Consider the following 15,102-nt stretch of genomic DNA (forward strand, 5'->3'; position numbering starts at 1 on the left):
GTAACCCGGGCACCGCGCTCTCACGGTGAGCCGGTCCGGCCGGCGACGACCGCGATGGCGGCGATCAGGAGAGCCGCGCACGTCGCCAGCGCCGGCAGCGTCCCGCCGTGGCCGGCCGCGAGTTCGGAACCTTCATCACCCAGCAACACGGCGCACCCTTCGTACACCCGGAGTCGCACGGTCCACGGGTCGGCCGCCCCATCTCAACCTCCCGGTCAAAGATCGCTTACCTTGCGACGGCGTGCCCGAACCCGCCACAAGCGACGCCGAGCCACCGACCTTGAACTCGCACTCGGCTTCGGATCGGGGATAGCGCTCGGAGCCGGGAAGAGTGTGAAACTCATCCGAGCGCGTACTGCCGGTCATACTCGGTGAGCACGTCTTCCAGCAAGGACACCGCGGCGGCCAGGTCGGCCGTGAACGGGGCCAGCCGGCGCACGGCCCGGAGCGCGTCCTCGTCCCCGGCCCGCGCCGCGGTCAGGCCGGCCGCCAGAAATCCGCGGTAGCGATCGTGATAGTCAGCGCGGGCTCGGGTCACGCCGAGCATCTCGCGCACGCCCTCCGCGGTCGAGTTGTCGGAGAAATAGGAGACCAGGACGCGCTCCAGCCCGGAGCGTTCCACGTCGTTCATCGGGCCTACCCCTGTTCCGGCAGCACGGGCATCGTGGTCTGGATGATGTAGGGCGGTGTGCCGCCGGTCGCCTTGAGGATCACCCGGACCCCGGTGAACGGCGTCGACGGCGGTACCGGCTCGGCGACCCCCGTCTCGGGGTTCCACCGGTAACCCTCGCCGAGATTACCGAGGCCCGGGTCGAAATCGGGCAGCGTCAGATTCTCGCCGGCCGGCGGATTCCCCTCCAGCCAGGCGTCGATGGCGGGCTTGGCGGCTGCGATGGAGTCCGAGGTCGCCGTCTCCATCAGGTGCTCGCTGAGGAACTTGGCCGCGACGCCGGACCGGTTGGTCTCGGCCATGCCCCGCACCCATCGCGGATCCGTGTCCGGGCCGTGCTTCTTCAGGCCGTGGCTCGGATCGCTCAGCGTGCCGTCGGCCTGGAGCACCTGGCGGCCCTCGGTCGCGGCGAGCCCACCCTCCTGGGTCCAACGGGTCTGCGGCGCTTCCGGCTCCGGTGGCCGGGGCGGCATCTCGCTCTCCAAGGCCTCGAGCTGCGCCAGTTCCTCTCCGGCGAGCTCGTGGATCTCCTCGGGGCTGCTCGCGAGGCCCTCCAGCTCGTCGAACGTCATGCGTAGCCGCTGCGCCCGGTCGGCCCAGTCGCCGCGGCGCAGTTCCTCGGCCCGGGCCTCGGCCTCGAATGCCCGCCGCTTCAGGTCGGCGACCGTCTCCTTGCCGGGAGCGCCGGCCACCGCCGCCGCGTCGCCCTCGATGTGCGGGGAGCCGCCGCCGGTGCCGGGCTGGTTCTCGTACCACTCGCCGTACGCTTCCATCGATTTGAACCGCACGGTGACCGGTTGGCCGTCCGGTCCGGGGTAGGTCAGCGAGTACGGCTGTGCCTCGCCCGGGTCGTAGCCGTAGGTGACGGTCTCGTTGCCGCGCTCGGTGACGATGCCGATGGTCTGCTCGACCGGTGTGCCGCCGTTCCGCTCCGACTGCAGGCGGGCCACGTCGAAGTCGCCGCCGCTGCCGCTCGGGTAGCGGTGGGCCTCGTGGGTGACGCCGGTGGCCGGGTCGACCGGGTGCGAGTGCTCGACCAGCTCCCAGCGGCCGGGCTCGCCGGGCCGGCTCTCCAGGAACTCCCGCATCGCCGAGTTGGTGGCCGCGCCCGCGTCGATGTACTCGTTGTTGCCCTGCACCACGATGCACTCGCCGGTCTCGCTGTTGCGGTAGACGCCGGCCTCGTGGTGCGGGGCGTCCCGGCGCGAGTTCTCGTACATGACCCGCGCCTCGGCCTCGGTCATCGGCGTCTCGCCGGACATGACCGTGCCCTCGGGCAGGTCCATGACCGGTTCCTCGGCCGGGCCGGAGAGAACCGGCTCGGTGCTGCTTTCCACCGGACCTTGCGTACGCACCGAGGACGCGGACGTCTCCGCCGCCGTCACGTTGAACGCGGCGCCGCTGTCCACCATCGCCCCGCGCGCGCTCTGGGTGGCGCCCTCGATGAAGCGACCACCCGGGCCGTACGAAAGAGCCATCGACAGCCCGATGTTGGTCAGCAGGCCCTCGTGCCAGGGCCGGCCGGCGGCGATGTTGTTGACGACGCCGAGCGTCGCCCCGGTGACCACGTTGACTCCCTTGCCGACCGCCACCGCCGTGACCTCGGTGATCGCCTGGCGTTCCACCGCACCGCCGAGCGCCCCGGCGACCCCGCCGCCGATCGCGCCCCCGACCGCCCCGAACGCCGCACCGACCAGCATCTGCTTGCCGAGATCGCCCCAGTTGGTGTCGCGGCCGTGCACCGCGTTGTCGGTGAGCGTGGTCGCCGCCGCCGACAGCGCCCCGGACAGCGCCCCGGCCACGATCAGCGCCCCGATGCCGGTGCCGAGCAGCGCGACCACCGCGATCGTGACGACCAGCCCGACGATGACGCCGGCGATCGTCCCCCAGGGGATCGAGTCCCACGCCTTCTCCAGCCAGCTGCGGTGGGTGGCCTCCTCGGCCTCCTGCATCGCCTTGGTCATCCGGCCGTCGAGTGTGGTGACCGGCTCCCGCGCCTTGCCGGTCGTCTCCGCCGCCTTCTGGGTGAGCGAGGTCCGGAAGTCGGTCAGCACCTGCCCGAACCGCGCGTCGAGGTCGGCGATGATCTGGTCGAGGCTGGCGAGGTTGCCGCCGACCAGCGCGCTGCCCGACCCGGTGGCCGCCGTGGTGAGCTCCGCGAACTGCGCCGCCAGCGACGTGGCCTGTCCCGCCGCGGCGTCCGCACCCTGACCGGCCACCCCGGACGCGTGCTGCCGGGCCTGATCGCTCGATTGCAGGAGTACGTCGAGGGCCTGCCCCGCGGTCTCGCTGAACGCCTGCGCGATCTCGGCGAGCATCACCCGCGCCTGCTGCTCGGCGTCCCCGAACCCCTGCCGTACGTGCCCGCTCAGCTCGCCGGACAGCTTGGCCGCGGCCGCCCGGCGGATCTTCCGGTTGGCGACCCCGGCCAGCACCCCGTCGAGCAGCGCGGCCCCGGCCGCCGCGGCCTGCGCGTGCTGCGCCTGTCCCGCCTCGACCGTCTGCTGGCCGGCCGCGAACACCGACTCCTTGGCCGCGTCGGCCTGCTGCCGGACGGCGGTCATCACGGTGGTACGCAGCCCGCCGAGCTGCCCCGACAGCTCCGCCCCGAACGCGGCCAGCGACGCACTGCCGGCCGCGACCGCCTGGTTCAACTGCGCACCCGCCCCGGCGGTGGTCTCGCCGAGCACCGCGGCGACGGTCGGCATCCGCAGCTGGATCTGCATCGCGATCAGGTTGGCCTGCGACACCAGCTGGGCCTGCGTCTCCGGCCCGAGCGCGCGCAGCTCACCGACGGTGGTGCCGAGCTTGCCGGAGATCTCCTTGGCGGTGTCCCCGGAGACCTCCCGGGCGGCCGCCGCCCGAGCCTCCGCCCCCTCCGCGTCCGCGCCGCCCGGTGCCGCCGCCCGCGCCGCGCCGGCCGTCCGCGCCTGCTGGGCGAGCCCTTCCACCTCGGCACCGGTGCCCGTGGCGATGCCCTCGGCGGACGACACGACGGCGTTTCCCGCGCTGACGCCGCCGGCCTGTACCCGCGCTGTGCGGTCCGCGTACCCGCTGAACAGCTGCTGCTGCGTCTCGGCCGACCAGGCGGCCAGGCGTTGCTGCTCGCTCTGGTGGGCGGTGGCCAGTTGCTGCTGCGCGCCCGCGATGGCGGCCCCGAGCCGGGCGGCCGCATCCCCGAAGGCCGTGTCGACCGCGGCGAGCTGAGCGGCCGCGCCCTCGTCGATTCCCGCCTGCTGGGTCTCCACCATGGCCGCGATGGACGCCAGTTGCTCGCCCACGGCGGCGGCGAGCGCCGCCTGCCCTTCGCTCCCGGCGGCCGCTATCGCGGCAACAACTTCCTGCGCCCCTTCATCGACTGCATTCGGCACGGCAACAACGGCCGTCGCGGTCGGTGGCAAATCCAGCTTGCGTACGGGCGAAGCACCACCCCCGACGGAGCCCCCACCAGCCGGAACCGTGGAGGACGCCGCCGCAGCCGGAGCCGGCGCGGCCGGAAGCGCCCCGGCGGCAGCGGCAAGCCCGGCCGATCCCGGACCCGCGGCGGACGTAGAACCCGCGCTCGACGGGACCCCCGATGCGGCAGGCCCGCCACCGGTCACAGTCGGCGCGGACGCGGGCGTCGCGACGGCGCCGGCCGAGGATGTGGCGGACGCGGAATCCGGCAGGGCCGCCGAAAGAGCGACCGCCCCGGGCGGTCCACCGACGGCGGGCATGGCCGTGAGACCTGGGCCGCCGGGAGCGGGGGTCGATGCGCCACCGGAGAGCAGGCGAGCCACTGCGCCGTTGCCGGCCGACTGCTGGAGCGCGGCCACCGCACCGGCGCCCAGCGCCGGCGGCGTCGGTGGTGGGTCGCCGGGAGACTGCCGCGCACCCGCGCCGGCCGAGCCGAGCAGCGTCGCCACCGCACCGTTCCCCGCCTCGGCCAGGGGACCCGGCGACGGCGCGGCGGGATCGGGCTCCGGGCCGCGGTCGGTCTTCTGTTCCACGGGCTCGAGACCGCGGAAATCGCGGGTCGCTTCCATCAACCTCCCCCGCGGTGAACGGCGAGCGCGTCGCCACTTTATCGAGTTCACCGTCCACTTCGAAGTCAGATCATGTACAGCCCCGCAGCCGGGCGTTGAGCCGTGCGGCCTGCAAGGTGAGATGGTCCCGCTCGGCGAGGTTGCCGGCCGCCCGGGCGGCCTCCGCGTACAGCCGGGCCGCGGTCGCCAGGTCACCGTCGCGCTCGTGCAGGTACGCCGCGGCCGCGGTGCGCCGGGGCAGCGCCGGGTCGAGCTCGGCCAGCGCCGCCAGACCGGCCCGCGGGCCGTCCGCCTCGCCGAGCGCCACCGCCCGGTTCAGGCGGGCCACCGGGCTGCCGGTCAGGCGTACCAGTTCGTCGTACCACTCGACGATCTGGACCCAATCGGTCTCCCCGGCCGTGCGGGCGTCCGCGTGCAGCGCGGCGACGGCCGCCTGTGCCTGGAACTCGCCGAGCCGGTCGCGGGCGAGGGCCGCCTGCAGCACGCCGACGCCCTCGGCGATCAGGCGGGTGTCCCAGCGGGCGCGGTCCTGCTCGGCCAGCGGCACCAGGCTGCCGTCGGGGCGGGTGCGGGCCGGGCGGCGGGCGTGGTGCAGCAGCATCAGCGCCAGCAGGCCGGCCGCCTCCTCGTCCTTGGTCATCGCCGCGACCTGCCGGGCGAGCCGGATCGCCTCGGCGGCCAGGTCGACCTCGCCGGAGTAGCCCTCGTTGAAGACCAGGTAGAGCACCCGCAGCACGGTGGCCAGGTCGCCGGGCCGGGTGAACCGGACGCCGGCGACGGTCCGCTTGGCCCGGCTGATCCGCTGCGCCATCGTCGCCTCCGGCACCAGGTAGGCCTCGGCGATCTGGCGCGTGGTCAGGCCGCCGACCGCGCGCAGGGTGAGCGCGACGGCCGACGCCGGGCTCAGCGACGGGTGCGCGCACAGGAAATACAACCGCAGCGTGTCGTCCACCGCGGCGCCGGGCCCGGGCGCCGGCTCGGCGTGAATGAGGTCCTCCCGCTGCCGCCGGGCGGCCTCGGCGCGGGCGGCGTCGAGGAACTTGCGCCAGGCCACGGTGATCAGCCAGCCCTGCGGGTCGCGCGGCCGGTCCTCCGGCCCCACCCGTACCGCCTCGATCAGGGCCTCCTGCACGGCGTCCTCGGCCGCCGCGAAGCCGGCTCCGCGGCGGACCAGGACGGCGATCACCGTGGGGGTGAGGCCGCGCAGCAGGGCCTCGTCAACCATGGCACCCGGTGATGGTCGGCGGCGCGGTGAGGAACGGGCGCAACTCGAGCCACTCGTGGATCGGCTCGCCGCCCGCGCCCGGCGCCGCGGACAACTCGCCGGCCAGTTCGAGGGCCCGCTCGTAGCTGTCGACGTCGATCACCATCCAGCCGGCGATCAGGTCCTTGGTCTCCGCGAAGGGGCCGTCGGTGACCGGCGGCCGGCCCGGCCCGTCGGAGCGGACGAAGGTGCCCTCCGGGGAAAGCGCTTGCCCGTCGACGTACTCGCCGGTGCTCTCCAGCCGCTTGGCGAAGTCGTCCATGTACTGGATGTGGGCCGCGACCTCCTCCGGCGTCCACTGGTCCATCGGTACATCGTTCACCGCCGCGGGCGCGCCCCGGTAGTGCTTGAGCAGTAGGTACTTGGCCATTGTTGTCTCCCCTTGTCAGGTGTTTCCCGCCCAGGACGGAGCCGGCCACCGATTCTCGACATACCCGGCAGAGTTTTTTCGCCCGAGCGGAGGATGCGGCCACAACCGCCCGAACGTGAAGATCATTCGGCGTTGTCGGGTGGAAATTTCGGAGATGTCATGGTGCGTAAGGCGCGAGCATTCGCGTTGGCCGTCGCGGTCGAGGTCGCGATCGGGGCGACGGCCCTGGCCGTCACACAGGTCGCCGGGCCGGCGGCCGCCGCGGCGCCGTCCGGGCAGGTCACCGTCGGGTCGACGGCGGTGGTGCTGAACCAGCCGGCCGACCCGTTCCTCGGCAAGGTCACGCCGACCGCCGACGCGGCCGTGACCGGCATGTACGCCCCGCAGGTCGCCTGGCCGCTGATCGGGCTGCACATGGTGCTGCTGCCGAACGGGCACGTGGTCAGCTACGGCACCCCGGTGGGCGTCGCGCAGCAGGGCGGCATGTCGTACGACGACTGGAACCCGGCGGCGGGCACCGCGGCGGCCGCGCACACGCAGGTCGCCTCCATGCATGACTACAACAGCTTCTGCAACGCGCTGCAGGTGCTGCCGGACGGCCGGGTGCTGATGGTCGGCGGCAACTCCACCATGAACACGATGATCTACGACCCGGCGACCGGCGCGCAGACGATGGGGCAGAACCTCGCCCGGCAGCGGTGGTACGCCGCGGTGCTGCGGCTGCCGGACGACCGGATGCTGGTGCTCGGCGGCGGCAACTACTACAACACCACCGCGTACCAGAAGCCCGGCGACAACTCCGGCGTCGCGACCGTCCCGGAGATCGGCACCGGCACCGGCGCGTGGACCTCGCTGACCGGGGCGGACAGCACGGTCGCGTTCGGCGCCAAGGACAACCGCTGGTGGTATCCCCGCGGGTACGTGGCGCCGGACGGCACCGTCTTCGGCGTCTCCTTCGACCAGATGTGGCGGCTGAACCCGGCCGGCACCGGCTCGGTCACCTCGCTGGGCACCCTGCCGACCCCGATCGGCGTCTCCGGTTCCTCGGTCATGTACGCGCCGGGGAAGATCCTGTTCGCCGGCGGCGGGCAGCGGTTCAACGAGACGTCCGAGGTCGCCACGAACGCCGCCACCACGGTCGACATCAACGGCGCGAGCCCGGTGGTGGCCACCCCGGCGCCGATGAAGTTCGCGCGCAACTGGCTGAACCTGACCGTGCTGCCCACCGGCGAGGTCTTCGCCAACGGCGGCACCAAGGTGGGCACCCAGGCCGGGGCGGCGAACTCGGCGTACCAATCCGAGATCTGGAACCCGGACACCGGGCAGTGGCGGGCCGGGGCCACCGCGCAGCGCATCCGCACGTACCACTCGACCGCGATGCTGATGCCCAGCGGCGCGGTGCTGACCGCGGCCGGCGGCGTGCCCGGCCCGGAGGACAACCTCAACGCCGAGATGTACTACCCGGCGTACCTGTTCACGAAGAACGCGGACGGCAGCGTCGGCTGGGCCTCGCGCCCGCGGATCAGCAGCATCAGCGGCAGCCTCGCCTACGGCGGCACGATCACCCTGGGGATGGCCGACGGGCGGACGCTGGCCTCGATGTCGCTCACCCGGGCGGGCGACGTGACCCACTCGTACAACGCCGACCAGCGCCGGGTGCCGCTCACCTTCCAGCAGAACGGCAGCTCGGTCACGGTCACCATGCCGGCCGACGCCAACCACCTGCCGCCGGGCTCGTACCTGCTCTCCGGCGTCGACACCAACGGCGTGCCGACCCCGTCGCAGATCGTCACCGTCCGCTCCGACGGGGGCGCGGGCACGGTCACCGTGCTGGAGAAGGACCAGTCGGCCGGCCCGGGCACGCCGGGCGGCGAGACCGACGCCGGCATCGTGCCGCTGACGGCCGGCACCAACGTCGGTCTCGAGCCGGTCGACGTGGTCGGCGACCGGGTGCGGCACTACAGCTTCGCCGGCCGGATCGACCCGATCAGCGCGACCAGCCCGCTGGTGGCCCGGCGGGACTCGTCGTTCACCGTTCGCAAGGGCCTGGCCGACCCGTCGTGCGTGTCCTTCGAGTCGCTCAACTTCCCCGGCCGGTTCCTGCGGCACCGGAACTTCGTGATCTACCTGGACACCAACGACAACTCGGCGCTGTTCGCGAAGGACGCGACGTTCTGCCCGGTGGTCGGGCTGAACGGCCAGAACACGTCCTTCCGGTCGGTCAACTATCCGGATAGGTACCTGCGTCATCGCGCCGACAACAAGCTGTACCTGGACCAGTTCGACAGCACCGACCTGATGCGCCAGGACACGACCTTCGCGGTACGCCCCGCCCTGGCCACGTCGTAAACCCGAAGCGAGTCGTACCCGAAACTGGTCGTAACCGGTCATGCCGGGCGGCGAGCCACGCCGAGCGCGTGCGGGCTCGCCCCCAGCATGCTCGGCTCGCGCTCGGTGAGCCGGACGGCGCGCAGCAGCGGCTCCGGGTCGAGCATCCGGCCGGCCAGGTCGGGCAGCAGGTGGGCGAAGCCCTCCACGGCCAGCAGTTCGATCCCGGTGAAGCCGGCCGACGCCAGTTCGCCGGCGAGCTCCGGCAGATCGTGGAAGTACGCCCAGAATCCCGACGGGCGGGGCCGGGCCCGGTCCTGCGCCCGGCCGGTGCGCGCGATCCGGTCGAGGTCCGTCCAGATCTGCTCCTCGTGCAGCACCCCGCGCAGCGTCGCGTCCATCACCCCCGCGTGCCGGGTGATGACCTCGGCGAGCAGCAGCCCGCCGGGGCGCAGCACCCGCCGCGCCTCGACCAGGGCCGCCACCCGGTCGGCCGGCTCGACCAGGTGGTAGAGCGGGCCCATCAGCAGCACCACGTCGACCGCCGCGCCGGGCAGCGGCAGTGCCCGCGCCTCGCCGAGCACCGCCGGCACGCCCCGGGCGCGGGCCGCCGCCACGTGCTGCGGCATCGGGTCGATCAGCAGCACGTCGTGGCCGGTCTCGGCGAGGCGGGCCGCGTGCGCGCCCGGCCCGCCGCCCACGTCGGCGACGACGCTCGCCGGTGGCAGCAGCCGCGCGAAGATGTCCCAGGTGCGCAGGCGCAGCAGGTCGCCGGACCCGGGCCGCCACAGCCGGGCGTCCTCGTCGTAGGAGTCGTACCACTCGCGGACCCGGGGCTCGAACCTCACCGGTGCGGCCAGCCGATCTCGTCGAGGAACTCGGCCATCGCGCCGACCACCTGGGCCAGCACCGCGATGGAGGCGGTCACCGGGCCGGGCACGTACATGCCGTGGTCGGCTCCCGGGACCTCGAAGACGTGCGGGGTGAGGCGGCGGCCCGCCCCGCCGTCCCAACTCGGGTCGGCGCCGCCGCCGACCAGCAGGAACGGCGCGGTCGCCCGGGCCAGCGCGGCCACCACCGGCGGGTGCCACAGCAGCGGGGTGAGCCAGACGGCCGGCAGGTCGCGCTCAGCGGCCAGCGCGGCCGCGTGCGTGCCGAGCGACTTGCCGATCAGCAGCGGCTGGCCGGCCGGCAGCGGCAGGATCTGCGCCCGCACCCACCGGTCGTAGTCGTCGAGGCCCTCCGGCGGCTTCTCCGTCCACTCCCGCCGGTGCACGACCGCCCCGCGCGACCGGGCCACGTCCCCGGTGTACATGAGCAGCGGCGCACCGGGCCCGAACAACCGCCCCGGAATCACGACAGCGTCGGCCATGCCGCGACATTACGGCAATCCGCGCGCCGCTTCAGTCCGGCGAGGCGCCCCCGGGTCTCTGGTCCGATTTGCCGAGCATCCCGCGGTTGTAGCCCTCGGCCACCGCGGCCGCCCGGTCGTTGACGTCCAATTTGGCGTAGATGTTGAGCAGGTGCGTCTTGACCGTCGCCTCGGTGATGAACAGCCGCGCCGCCGCCTCCCGGTTGGTGTGCCCGGCCGCCACCAGCTTCAGCACCTCCAGCTCGCGCTGGCTCAGCGGCCCGGTCGACGGCGCCGGCGTGCGCAGCCGGCTCATCAGCCGCGCGGCCACCGACGGCGACAGCGCCACCTCACCGCGGGCCGCCGACCGCACCGCCCGCAGCAGTTCGTCGCGGGGCGCGTCCTTGAGCAGGTACCCGGTGGCGCCCGCCTCGATCGCCGGCAGCACGTGACTGTCAGTGTCGTACGTGGTCAGCACCAGCACCCGCGACGGCACCCCGCGCCGGGTCAGCTCCCCGATCGCGGTCACCCCGTCCATCCCGCTCATCCGCAGGTCCATCAGGATCACGTCCGGGCGCAGCGTCTCGGCCAGCCGCACCGCCTCGGCCCCGTCGGACGCCTCCCCCACCACCGCGAACTCGGGGTCGCGGGCGAACATCGCGCTCAGCCCGTCCCGTACCACCGGATGGTCGTCGACGATGACCAGCTTGATCGGCTCACTCATGCGCGCTCCCCTTCCAAGGCAGGCAGGCCGAGATGCCGGTGCCGCCGCCCACCTCCGATTCGATCTGCAACGTGCCGGACAACGCCTCGATCCGCTGCCGCATGGCGATCAGCCCGTACCCGCCCGGCCGCCCGAGATCGAAGCCCGGCCCGTCGTCGCGGATGTCGAGCGCGGTCTCGTGGTCCATGTAGGACAGGGTGATACCGACCCGGGTGGCGCCCGGTGCGTGCTTGCCGACATTCGCCAAACCTTCTTGCGCCGTACGCAGCAGGGCGACCTCCGCCTCCGGGCGCATCGTGCGGGTCTCCCCGGTGACCGTCACCTGGACCGGGATGCCGTGCCGGGACGACCACTTCGCGGCCACCTCGGTGATCGCGTCGGCCAGCCGCCCGGTTTCGAGGGGTTCGGGCCGCAGCTCGTTCACCGACCGGCGGGCCTCGGTCAGGCTCTCCCGGGCCAGCGCGGTCGCCGCCTCGTGGTGCCGCCGCCACGCCACCGGGTCGTCGGCGGCGTGGTCGGCCGCCTGCAACTGGGTGACGATGCCGGTCAGCCCCTGGGCGAGCGTGTCGTGGATCTCCCGGGCCATCCGGGCCCGCTCGTCGAGCACGCCGGCCGTGCGGGCCTGCTCGACCAGTTTCTCCTGCAGCGCCGCGTTCTCGGCGAGCGCGGCCTGGAGCCGCTCGTTGGTCTCCCGGCTCTCCCGCAGCGCCGTCTCCCGGGCGTCGGCGTGCCGGGAGCCGAGCTCGCCCAGCCAGGACAGCAGGCACATCGGCAGCGTGTTGACCACCACGACGCCCAGGTACTCGGCGCGGCCGGCCCAGCTGCCCAGCTCCAGCCCGGAGGACTGCGCGGTGCCGGCCACGATCGACGCGCCGGCGACGAACCACAGCTCGCGCGGCCACCCGATGATCCGGAACGCGTAGACGTACAGCGCGATCGAGTAGAAACCCCACCACGGGTCCCGGACCACCATGACGAACCCGAACACGATCAGCCCGGCCAGGAACACGCTCATCACCGCGGGCCGCTCCCGCCACGCCGGCCGCAGCGTGAACAGCGCCAGGGTCCACACCGCGGCCACCGCGCTCAGCGCCAGGTCGACCGCGAGGCGGCGCGGCTGGTGCTGCAGGAAGGCGATGGAGAGGGCGACCATCACGGCCAGCAACACGTACGGCACCACGGTGACCATCGGCCGGAACCGCTTGTCCCAGGCCGCGATCTCGGCCATCTGCCAGCTCATCTCGCGCCTCCCCCGGCGCACCAATCTAGTCGCCGGAGGTTCCGCGCGGATCGCCCGATCCACCGGGCGCCCGGTGGAGCCGCTCCACCGATCGGTTGATCAGGTACGGTCGCCCGATGCCCCGTCTCCTGCTGGTCCGGCACGGTCAGGCGTCCTTCGGCGCCGCGGATTACGACGCCCTGTCCCCGGCCGGCCACGAGCAGGCGCGGGTGCTGGGCCGGGCGTTCGCCGCCCGCGGCCTGCGCCCCGGCCTGATCCTGCGCGGCGGCATGCGCCGCCACGAGGAGACGGTTGCCGGCCTGCTCGACGGCCTCGGCGCCGCCGTGCCGGTGGTCACCGACCCGGACTGGAACGAGTTCGACTTCCAGCACGTCGTCGAGGTCCACCGCCCGCTCGACGGCGACCACGCCGCGCTGACCCCGCGCGCCTTCCAGGAGATCTTCGAGGCGGCCACCGCGCGCTGGGCGTCCGGCAGCCACGACCTCGAGTACGCCGAGTCCTTCACCGCCTTCCGCGACCGCGTGGCGCGAGCCCTGGCGACCGCCACCGCCCGGCTGGGCGAGCACCGCGACATCGTGGCGGTCAGCTCCGGCGGCCCGATCGCGATGGCGGCGACGCTGCTGACCGCCGGCCCGTCCGCCGACACCCCGACCCTGGCGGCGGTGTGGGCGTCCCTCAACCGCGTCACCGTCAACACCGGCGTCACGAAGCTGATCGCCGGCCGGCGGGGGCTGTCGCTGTCGACGTTCAACGAGCACCCGCACGTGGAAGCCGACCCGAGCCTGCTCACCTACCGCTGACTCGTCAGCCGTAGAGCACGGCCAGGAACAGCGGTGCGTACGCGCCCTCCGTGTTACCGATGACCATCAGCATCAGCGGCAGGCAGGCGATCGCGGACAGCACCCCCGCGGCCAGCATCAACCGGCTGGTGGCGGACCGGCGGATCAGCGTACGCCAGAGAAGAACGCTCAGCGTCACGACGGCCACGAGCAGGACGCCGCAGATGATGGCCTTGGGCCGCTGCCAGGCGAGCCGCTCGTCGATCGCGTGCTGCAGCGCCGGCGAGATCTGCGCGCTGCCGGCCCGCAGCCACGTCTCGCCGAGCGGGGAGAAGCTCGTGCCGGCCAGCGTCTGCCCGGGGTTGACGACGCTGGTCACGTTCGCATAGCAGACCACGACCATCAGCAGGCCGAGGATCAGGCTCGCGGTGCCGAACCAGAAGTAGCTCCGGCGGGCGAAAGTGCGCCGGCCGGCCCGCCGGAACCGCACCCAGCAGAACCCGGACAGCACCAGCAACAGCAGCGTGCAAAGCCCGCCGACGACAAGGAACGCGACGTGAAAACTCCGGTCGGCGTCCAGGAGCCGGTCATCGGCCGGGCTGGTCAGGAAATGCATGGACCCGACCGTACGGACGGCGCGGCTCGCACACCTCCCTCCCGCGACAGACCGCGCGGCCCGGGCCCTCCGCCGTCCGGCCGAGGGTCACAGGCGGATCAGGTCGGCGACCTCCCCGGGCCGGCCCGGTGACGTCATGACGTGCAGGAGAACGCCGGCATTTGCCGACGGCCCGCACCGACCCCAGGGCGACCGTGATCTCATGGAGCAATGACCCGCGAGTACCTGCTGACCAACGCACGCGCCGAGGCCGGCGAGCGGTTCGTCCGGCTGGCCGAGCTGTTCGACGGCGTGACGCGGGGGCATTTCGACCGGCTGGGGGTCGGGCCCGGTTCGCGCTGCTGGGAGGTGGGTGCCGGCGGCCCCAGCATCCCGGAGGCGCTCGCCGCGGACGTCGGCCCGGGCGGGTACGTGCTGGCCACCGACATCGACCCGTCGTGGCTGAGGGCGGACGGCGGATATGAGGTGCGCCGGCACGACGTCACCGCCGACCCGGCCCCGGAGCCGGGCACTTTCGATCTGGTGCACGCCCGGCTCGTGCTCGTTCACCTACCCGATCGCGCCCGGGCGCTGGCCACGATGGTGGCGGCGCTGCGGCCGGGCGGCTGGCTGCTGGTCGAGGACGCCGACACCGCCCTGCAGCCGCTGGCCTGCCTGGACGACAGCGGCCCCGCGCAGCAACGCGCCAACCGCCTCCGCGACGCGTTCCGCGAGCTGCTCGCCCGCCGCGGCGCGGACCTGCGCTTCGGCCGGACGCTGCCGCAAGTGTTGCGCACGGCCGGCCTGGTCGATGTCGCCGCGGCCGGTTCTTTCCCGGTCGGCGGCCCGGCCTGCAACCACTTGGAGGCGGCAACCATCCGCCACGTACGCGGCGAACTGCTCGCGGCCGGCCTGACCGACGACGCCGAGCTCGACGCCCACCTGGCCGCCATCAACGCCGGCGAGCTCGACCTGACCCTCGCCCCGCTGATCTCGGCCTGGGGACGCCGCCCGGACGCCGGTCAGCTCACCCCTGAGGACAGGTAGTCCGCGAGACGAGCCGATCCGGTGAGCATGGCCCGGCTGCGTGCCGTGATCCGCTCCCGCCACTGATCGATGGAGGCGGCCAGCGGGCCGGGGCCGCCGGCGGCGTGCACCTGCTCGATCACCGCCGCGATGTGCTCCAGCGGGTAGCCGCCGCGGCGCAGCAGATGGGCGAGTTCGGCGTCGCGTACGTCGTCGGCCGAGTAGGCCCGCGCGGTTCGTGACCGGGCCGGGGCCAGGATGCCGGCCCGTTCCCATTTGCGCAGCGTGGCCGGGGTGACACCGAGCCGGTGGGCGACGACTCCGATCGGGACGGGCCCGTCGGGGTCCGGGGTGGCCGGCGTGCTGGCCGCGAGCACGATCGCCGCCGAGGCGACCCGGTCCACGGTCTCCCGGTCCCGGTGGAGCTGCACGTGGGCGGCGTCGAGCACGGTCAGCGCCGCCGGGAGATCGCCGCGGAGGACGGATCTCATGATCTCGCCGGCGGCGCGGTAGCCGTACCCCGGAAGCAGAGCGACGTATGCGGCCAGCGCGCCCACATGGTCGTCGGTGTACACCCGGTAGCCGCTCGCCGTCCGGGCCGCGGGCGGGATCACCCCGGCCTGCTCGTAGTTGCGGACCGCTTGCGCGGACAGCCCGTGCGCCCGCGCCAGATCCACCGGCCGGTACACCACCGTTTGAGGCTTCACAGGGCCAGCTCCAGGTGAATCGA

The 15,102-nt window shown here is 73.5% G+C and carries 14 protein-coding genes; 3 read left to right on the forward strand and 11 right to left on the reverse strand.

The features are described 5' to 3' along the window. Positions 1-20: 20 nt before the first annotated feature. The 5 genes from IH26_RS63845 to IH26_RS0108635 all read right to left on the reverse strand — a co-directional run bounded on the left by IH26_RS63845 (position 21) and on the right by IH26_RS0108635 (position 6,329). Positions 21-149, reverse strand: coding sequence for a hypothetical protein (locus IH26_RS63845; protein ID WP_281179712.1), 129 nt, complete (start codon positions 147-149; stop codon positions 21-23). Between the two features lie 191 nt (positions 150-340). After that, on the reverse strand, positions 341-631 hold the full coding sequence (locus tag IH26_RS0108620; protein ID WP_030435598.1) for a hypothetical protein: 291 nt from the start codon (positions 629-631) through the stop codon (positions 341-343). Between the two features lie 5 nt (positions 632-636). Next, positions 637-4,041 carry a hypothetical protein gene (locus IH26_RS0108625; RefSeq protein ID WP_157437117.1) on the reverse strand — a complete coding sequence of 1,135 codons (3,405 nt, stop codon included), beginning with the start codon at positions 4,039-4,041 and terminating at the stop codon, positions 637-639. 724 nt (positions 4,042-4,765) lie between these two features. Further along, positions 4,766-5,920 carry an RNA polymerase sigma factor gene (locus tag IH26_RS0108630; RefSeq protein WP_030435600.1) on the reverse strand — a complete coding sequence of 385 codons (1,155 nt, stop codon included), beginning with the start codon at positions 5,918-5,920 and terminating at the stop codon, positions 4,766-4,768. Beyond that, on the reverse strand, positions 5,913-6,329 hold the full coding sequence (locus IH26_RS0108635; RefSeq protein ID WP_030435601.1) for a YciI family protein: 417 nt from the start codon (positions 6,327-6,329) through the stop codon (positions 5,913-5,915). Before IH26_RS0108635 ends, IH26_RS0108630 begins: the two co-directional genes overlap by 8 nt. A 159-nt stretch (positions 6,330-6,488) precedes the next feature. On the opposite strand from IH26_RS0108635, the gene IH26_RS62725 reads away from it, so the two are divergent. After that, positions 6,489-8,678, forward strand: coding sequence for an AbfB domain-containing protein (locus IH26_RS62725; RefSeq protein WP_084598742.1), 2,190 nt, complete (start codon positions 6,489-6,491; stop codon positions 8,676-8,678). Positions 8,679-8,716: 38 nt separating this feature from the next. On the opposite strand, the gene IH26_RS0108645 is transcribed toward IH26_RS62725, so the two are convergent. The 4 genes from IH26_RS0108645 to IH26_RS0108660 are packed head-to-tail and all read right to left on the reverse strand — an operon-like array spanning position 8,717 to position 11,972. Next, complete coding sequence (locus IH26_RS0108645; protein WP_030435603.1) at positions 8,717-9,505, reverse strand: class I SAM-dependent methyltransferase; 789 nt, start codon at positions 9,503-9,505, stop codon at positions 8,717-8,719. Continuing rightward, a complete protein-coding gene (locus IH26_RS0108650) occupies positions 9,502-10,029 on the reverse strand; it encodes an alpha/beta fold hydrolase (protein WP_030435604.1) in 528 nt (175 codons plus the stop codon). The genes IH26_RS0108645 and IH26_RS0108650 overlap by 4 nt, the downstream gene beginning before the upstream one ends. A 31-nt stretch (positions 10,030-10,060) precedes the next feature. After that, positions 10,061-10,732, reverse strand: a complete 672-nt coding sequence (locus tag IH26_RS0108655; protein WP_030435605.1) for a response regulator — start codon at positions 10,730-10,732, stop codon at positions 10,061-10,063. Continuing rightward, positions 10,725-11,972, reverse strand: a complete 1,248-nt coding sequence (locus tag IH26_RS0108660) for a sensor histidine kinase (RefSeq protein WP_245665043.1) — start codon at positions 11,970-11,972, stop codon at positions 10,725-10,727. The genes IH26_RS0108655 and IH26_RS0108660 overlap by 8 nt, the downstream gene beginning before the upstream one ends. Positions 11,973-12,088: 116 nt before the next feature. Between IH26_RS0108660 and IH26_RS0108665 the strand changes: the two genes are divergently transcribed. Beyond that, a complete protein-coding gene (locus IH26_RS0108665; RefSeq protein ID WP_030435607.1) occupies positions 12,089-12,772 on the forward strand; it encodes a histidine phosphatase family protein in 684 nt (227 codons plus the stop codon). A gap of 4 nt (positions 12,773-12,776) precedes the next feature. On the opposite strand, the gene IH26_RS0108670 is transcribed toward IH26_RS0108665, so the two are convergent. Beyond that, positions 12,777-13,367 carry a hypothetical protein gene (locus IH26_RS0108670; RefSeq protein ID WP_030435608.1) on the reverse strand — a complete coding sequence of 197 codons (591 nt, stop codon included), beginning with the start codon at positions 13,365-13,367 and terminating at the stop codon, positions 12,777-12,779. 210 nt (positions 13,368-13,577) lie between these two features. Between IH26_RS0108670 and IH26_RS0108675 the strand changes: the two genes are divergently transcribed. Further along, entirely contained in the window at positions 13,578-14,393 is an 816-nt protein-coding gene (locus IH26_RS0108675) for a methyltransferase (protein ID WP_030435609.1), read from the forward strand. Here IH26_RS0108675 and IH26_RS0108680 read toward each other — a convergent pair. After that, positions 14,369-15,061: a MerR family transcriptional regulator gene (locus tag IH26_RS0108680; RefSeq protein ID WP_030435610.1), complete on the reverse strand. Its 693-nt coding sequence runs from the start codon at positions 15,059-15,061 to the stop codon at positions 14,369-14,371. The genes IH26_RS0108675 and IH26_RS0108680 overlap by 25 nt on opposite strands. Between the last annotated feature and the right edge of the window lie 41 nt (positions 15,062-15,102).

The organism is Actinoplanes subtropicus, assembly GCF_000721705.1.
Lineage (GTDB): Bacteria > Actinomycetota > Actinomycetes > Mycobacteriales > Micromonosporaceae > Actinoplanes > Actinoplanes subtropicus.

Excerpts from the sequence above, each read along its gene's own strand:
- IH26_RS0108620 (WP_030435598.1), bottom strand. The coding sequence starts at position 631 with ATGAACGACGTGGAACGCTCCGGGCTGGAGCGCGTCCTGGTCTCCTAT.
- IH26_RS0108630 (WP_030435600.1), bottom strand. The coding sequence starts at position 5,920 with ATGGTTGACGAGGCCCTGCTGCGCGGCCTCACCCCCACGGTGATCGCC.
- IH26_RS0108635 (WP_030435601.1), bottom strand. The coding sequence starts at position 6,329 with ATGGCCAAGTACCTACTGCTCAAGCACTACCGGGGCGCGCCCGCGGCG.
- IH26_RS62725 (WP_084598742.1), top strand. The coding sequence starts at position 6,489 with ATGGTGCGTAAGGCGCGAGCATTCGCGTTGGCCGTCGCGGTCGAGGTC.
- IH26_RS0108650 (WP_030435604.1), bottom strand. The coding sequence starts at position 10,029 with ATGGCCGACGCTGTCGTGATTCCGGGGCGGTTGTTCGGGCCCGGTGCG.
- IH26_RS0108655 (WP_030435605.1), bottom strand. The coding sequence starts at position 10,732 with ATGAGTGAGCCGATCAAGCTGGTCATCGTCGACGACCATCCGGTGGTA.
- IH26_RS0108660 (WP_245665043.1), bottom strand. The coding sequence starts at position 11,972 with ATGAGCTGGCAGATGGCCGAGATCGCGGCCTGGGACAAGCGGTTCCGG.
- IH26_RS0108665 (WP_030435607.1), top strand. The coding sequence starts at position 12,089 with ATGCCCCGTCTCCTGCTGGTCCGGCACGGTCAGGCGTCCTTCGGCGCC.
- IH26_RS0108670 (WP_030435608.1), bottom strand. The coding sequence starts at position 13,367 with ATGCATTTCCTGACCAGCCCGGCCGATGACCGGCTCCTGGACGCCGAC.
- IH26_RS0108675 (WP_030435609.1), top strand. The coding sequence starts at position 13,578 with ATGACCCGCGAGTACCTGCTGACCAACGCACGCGCCGAGGCCGGCGAG.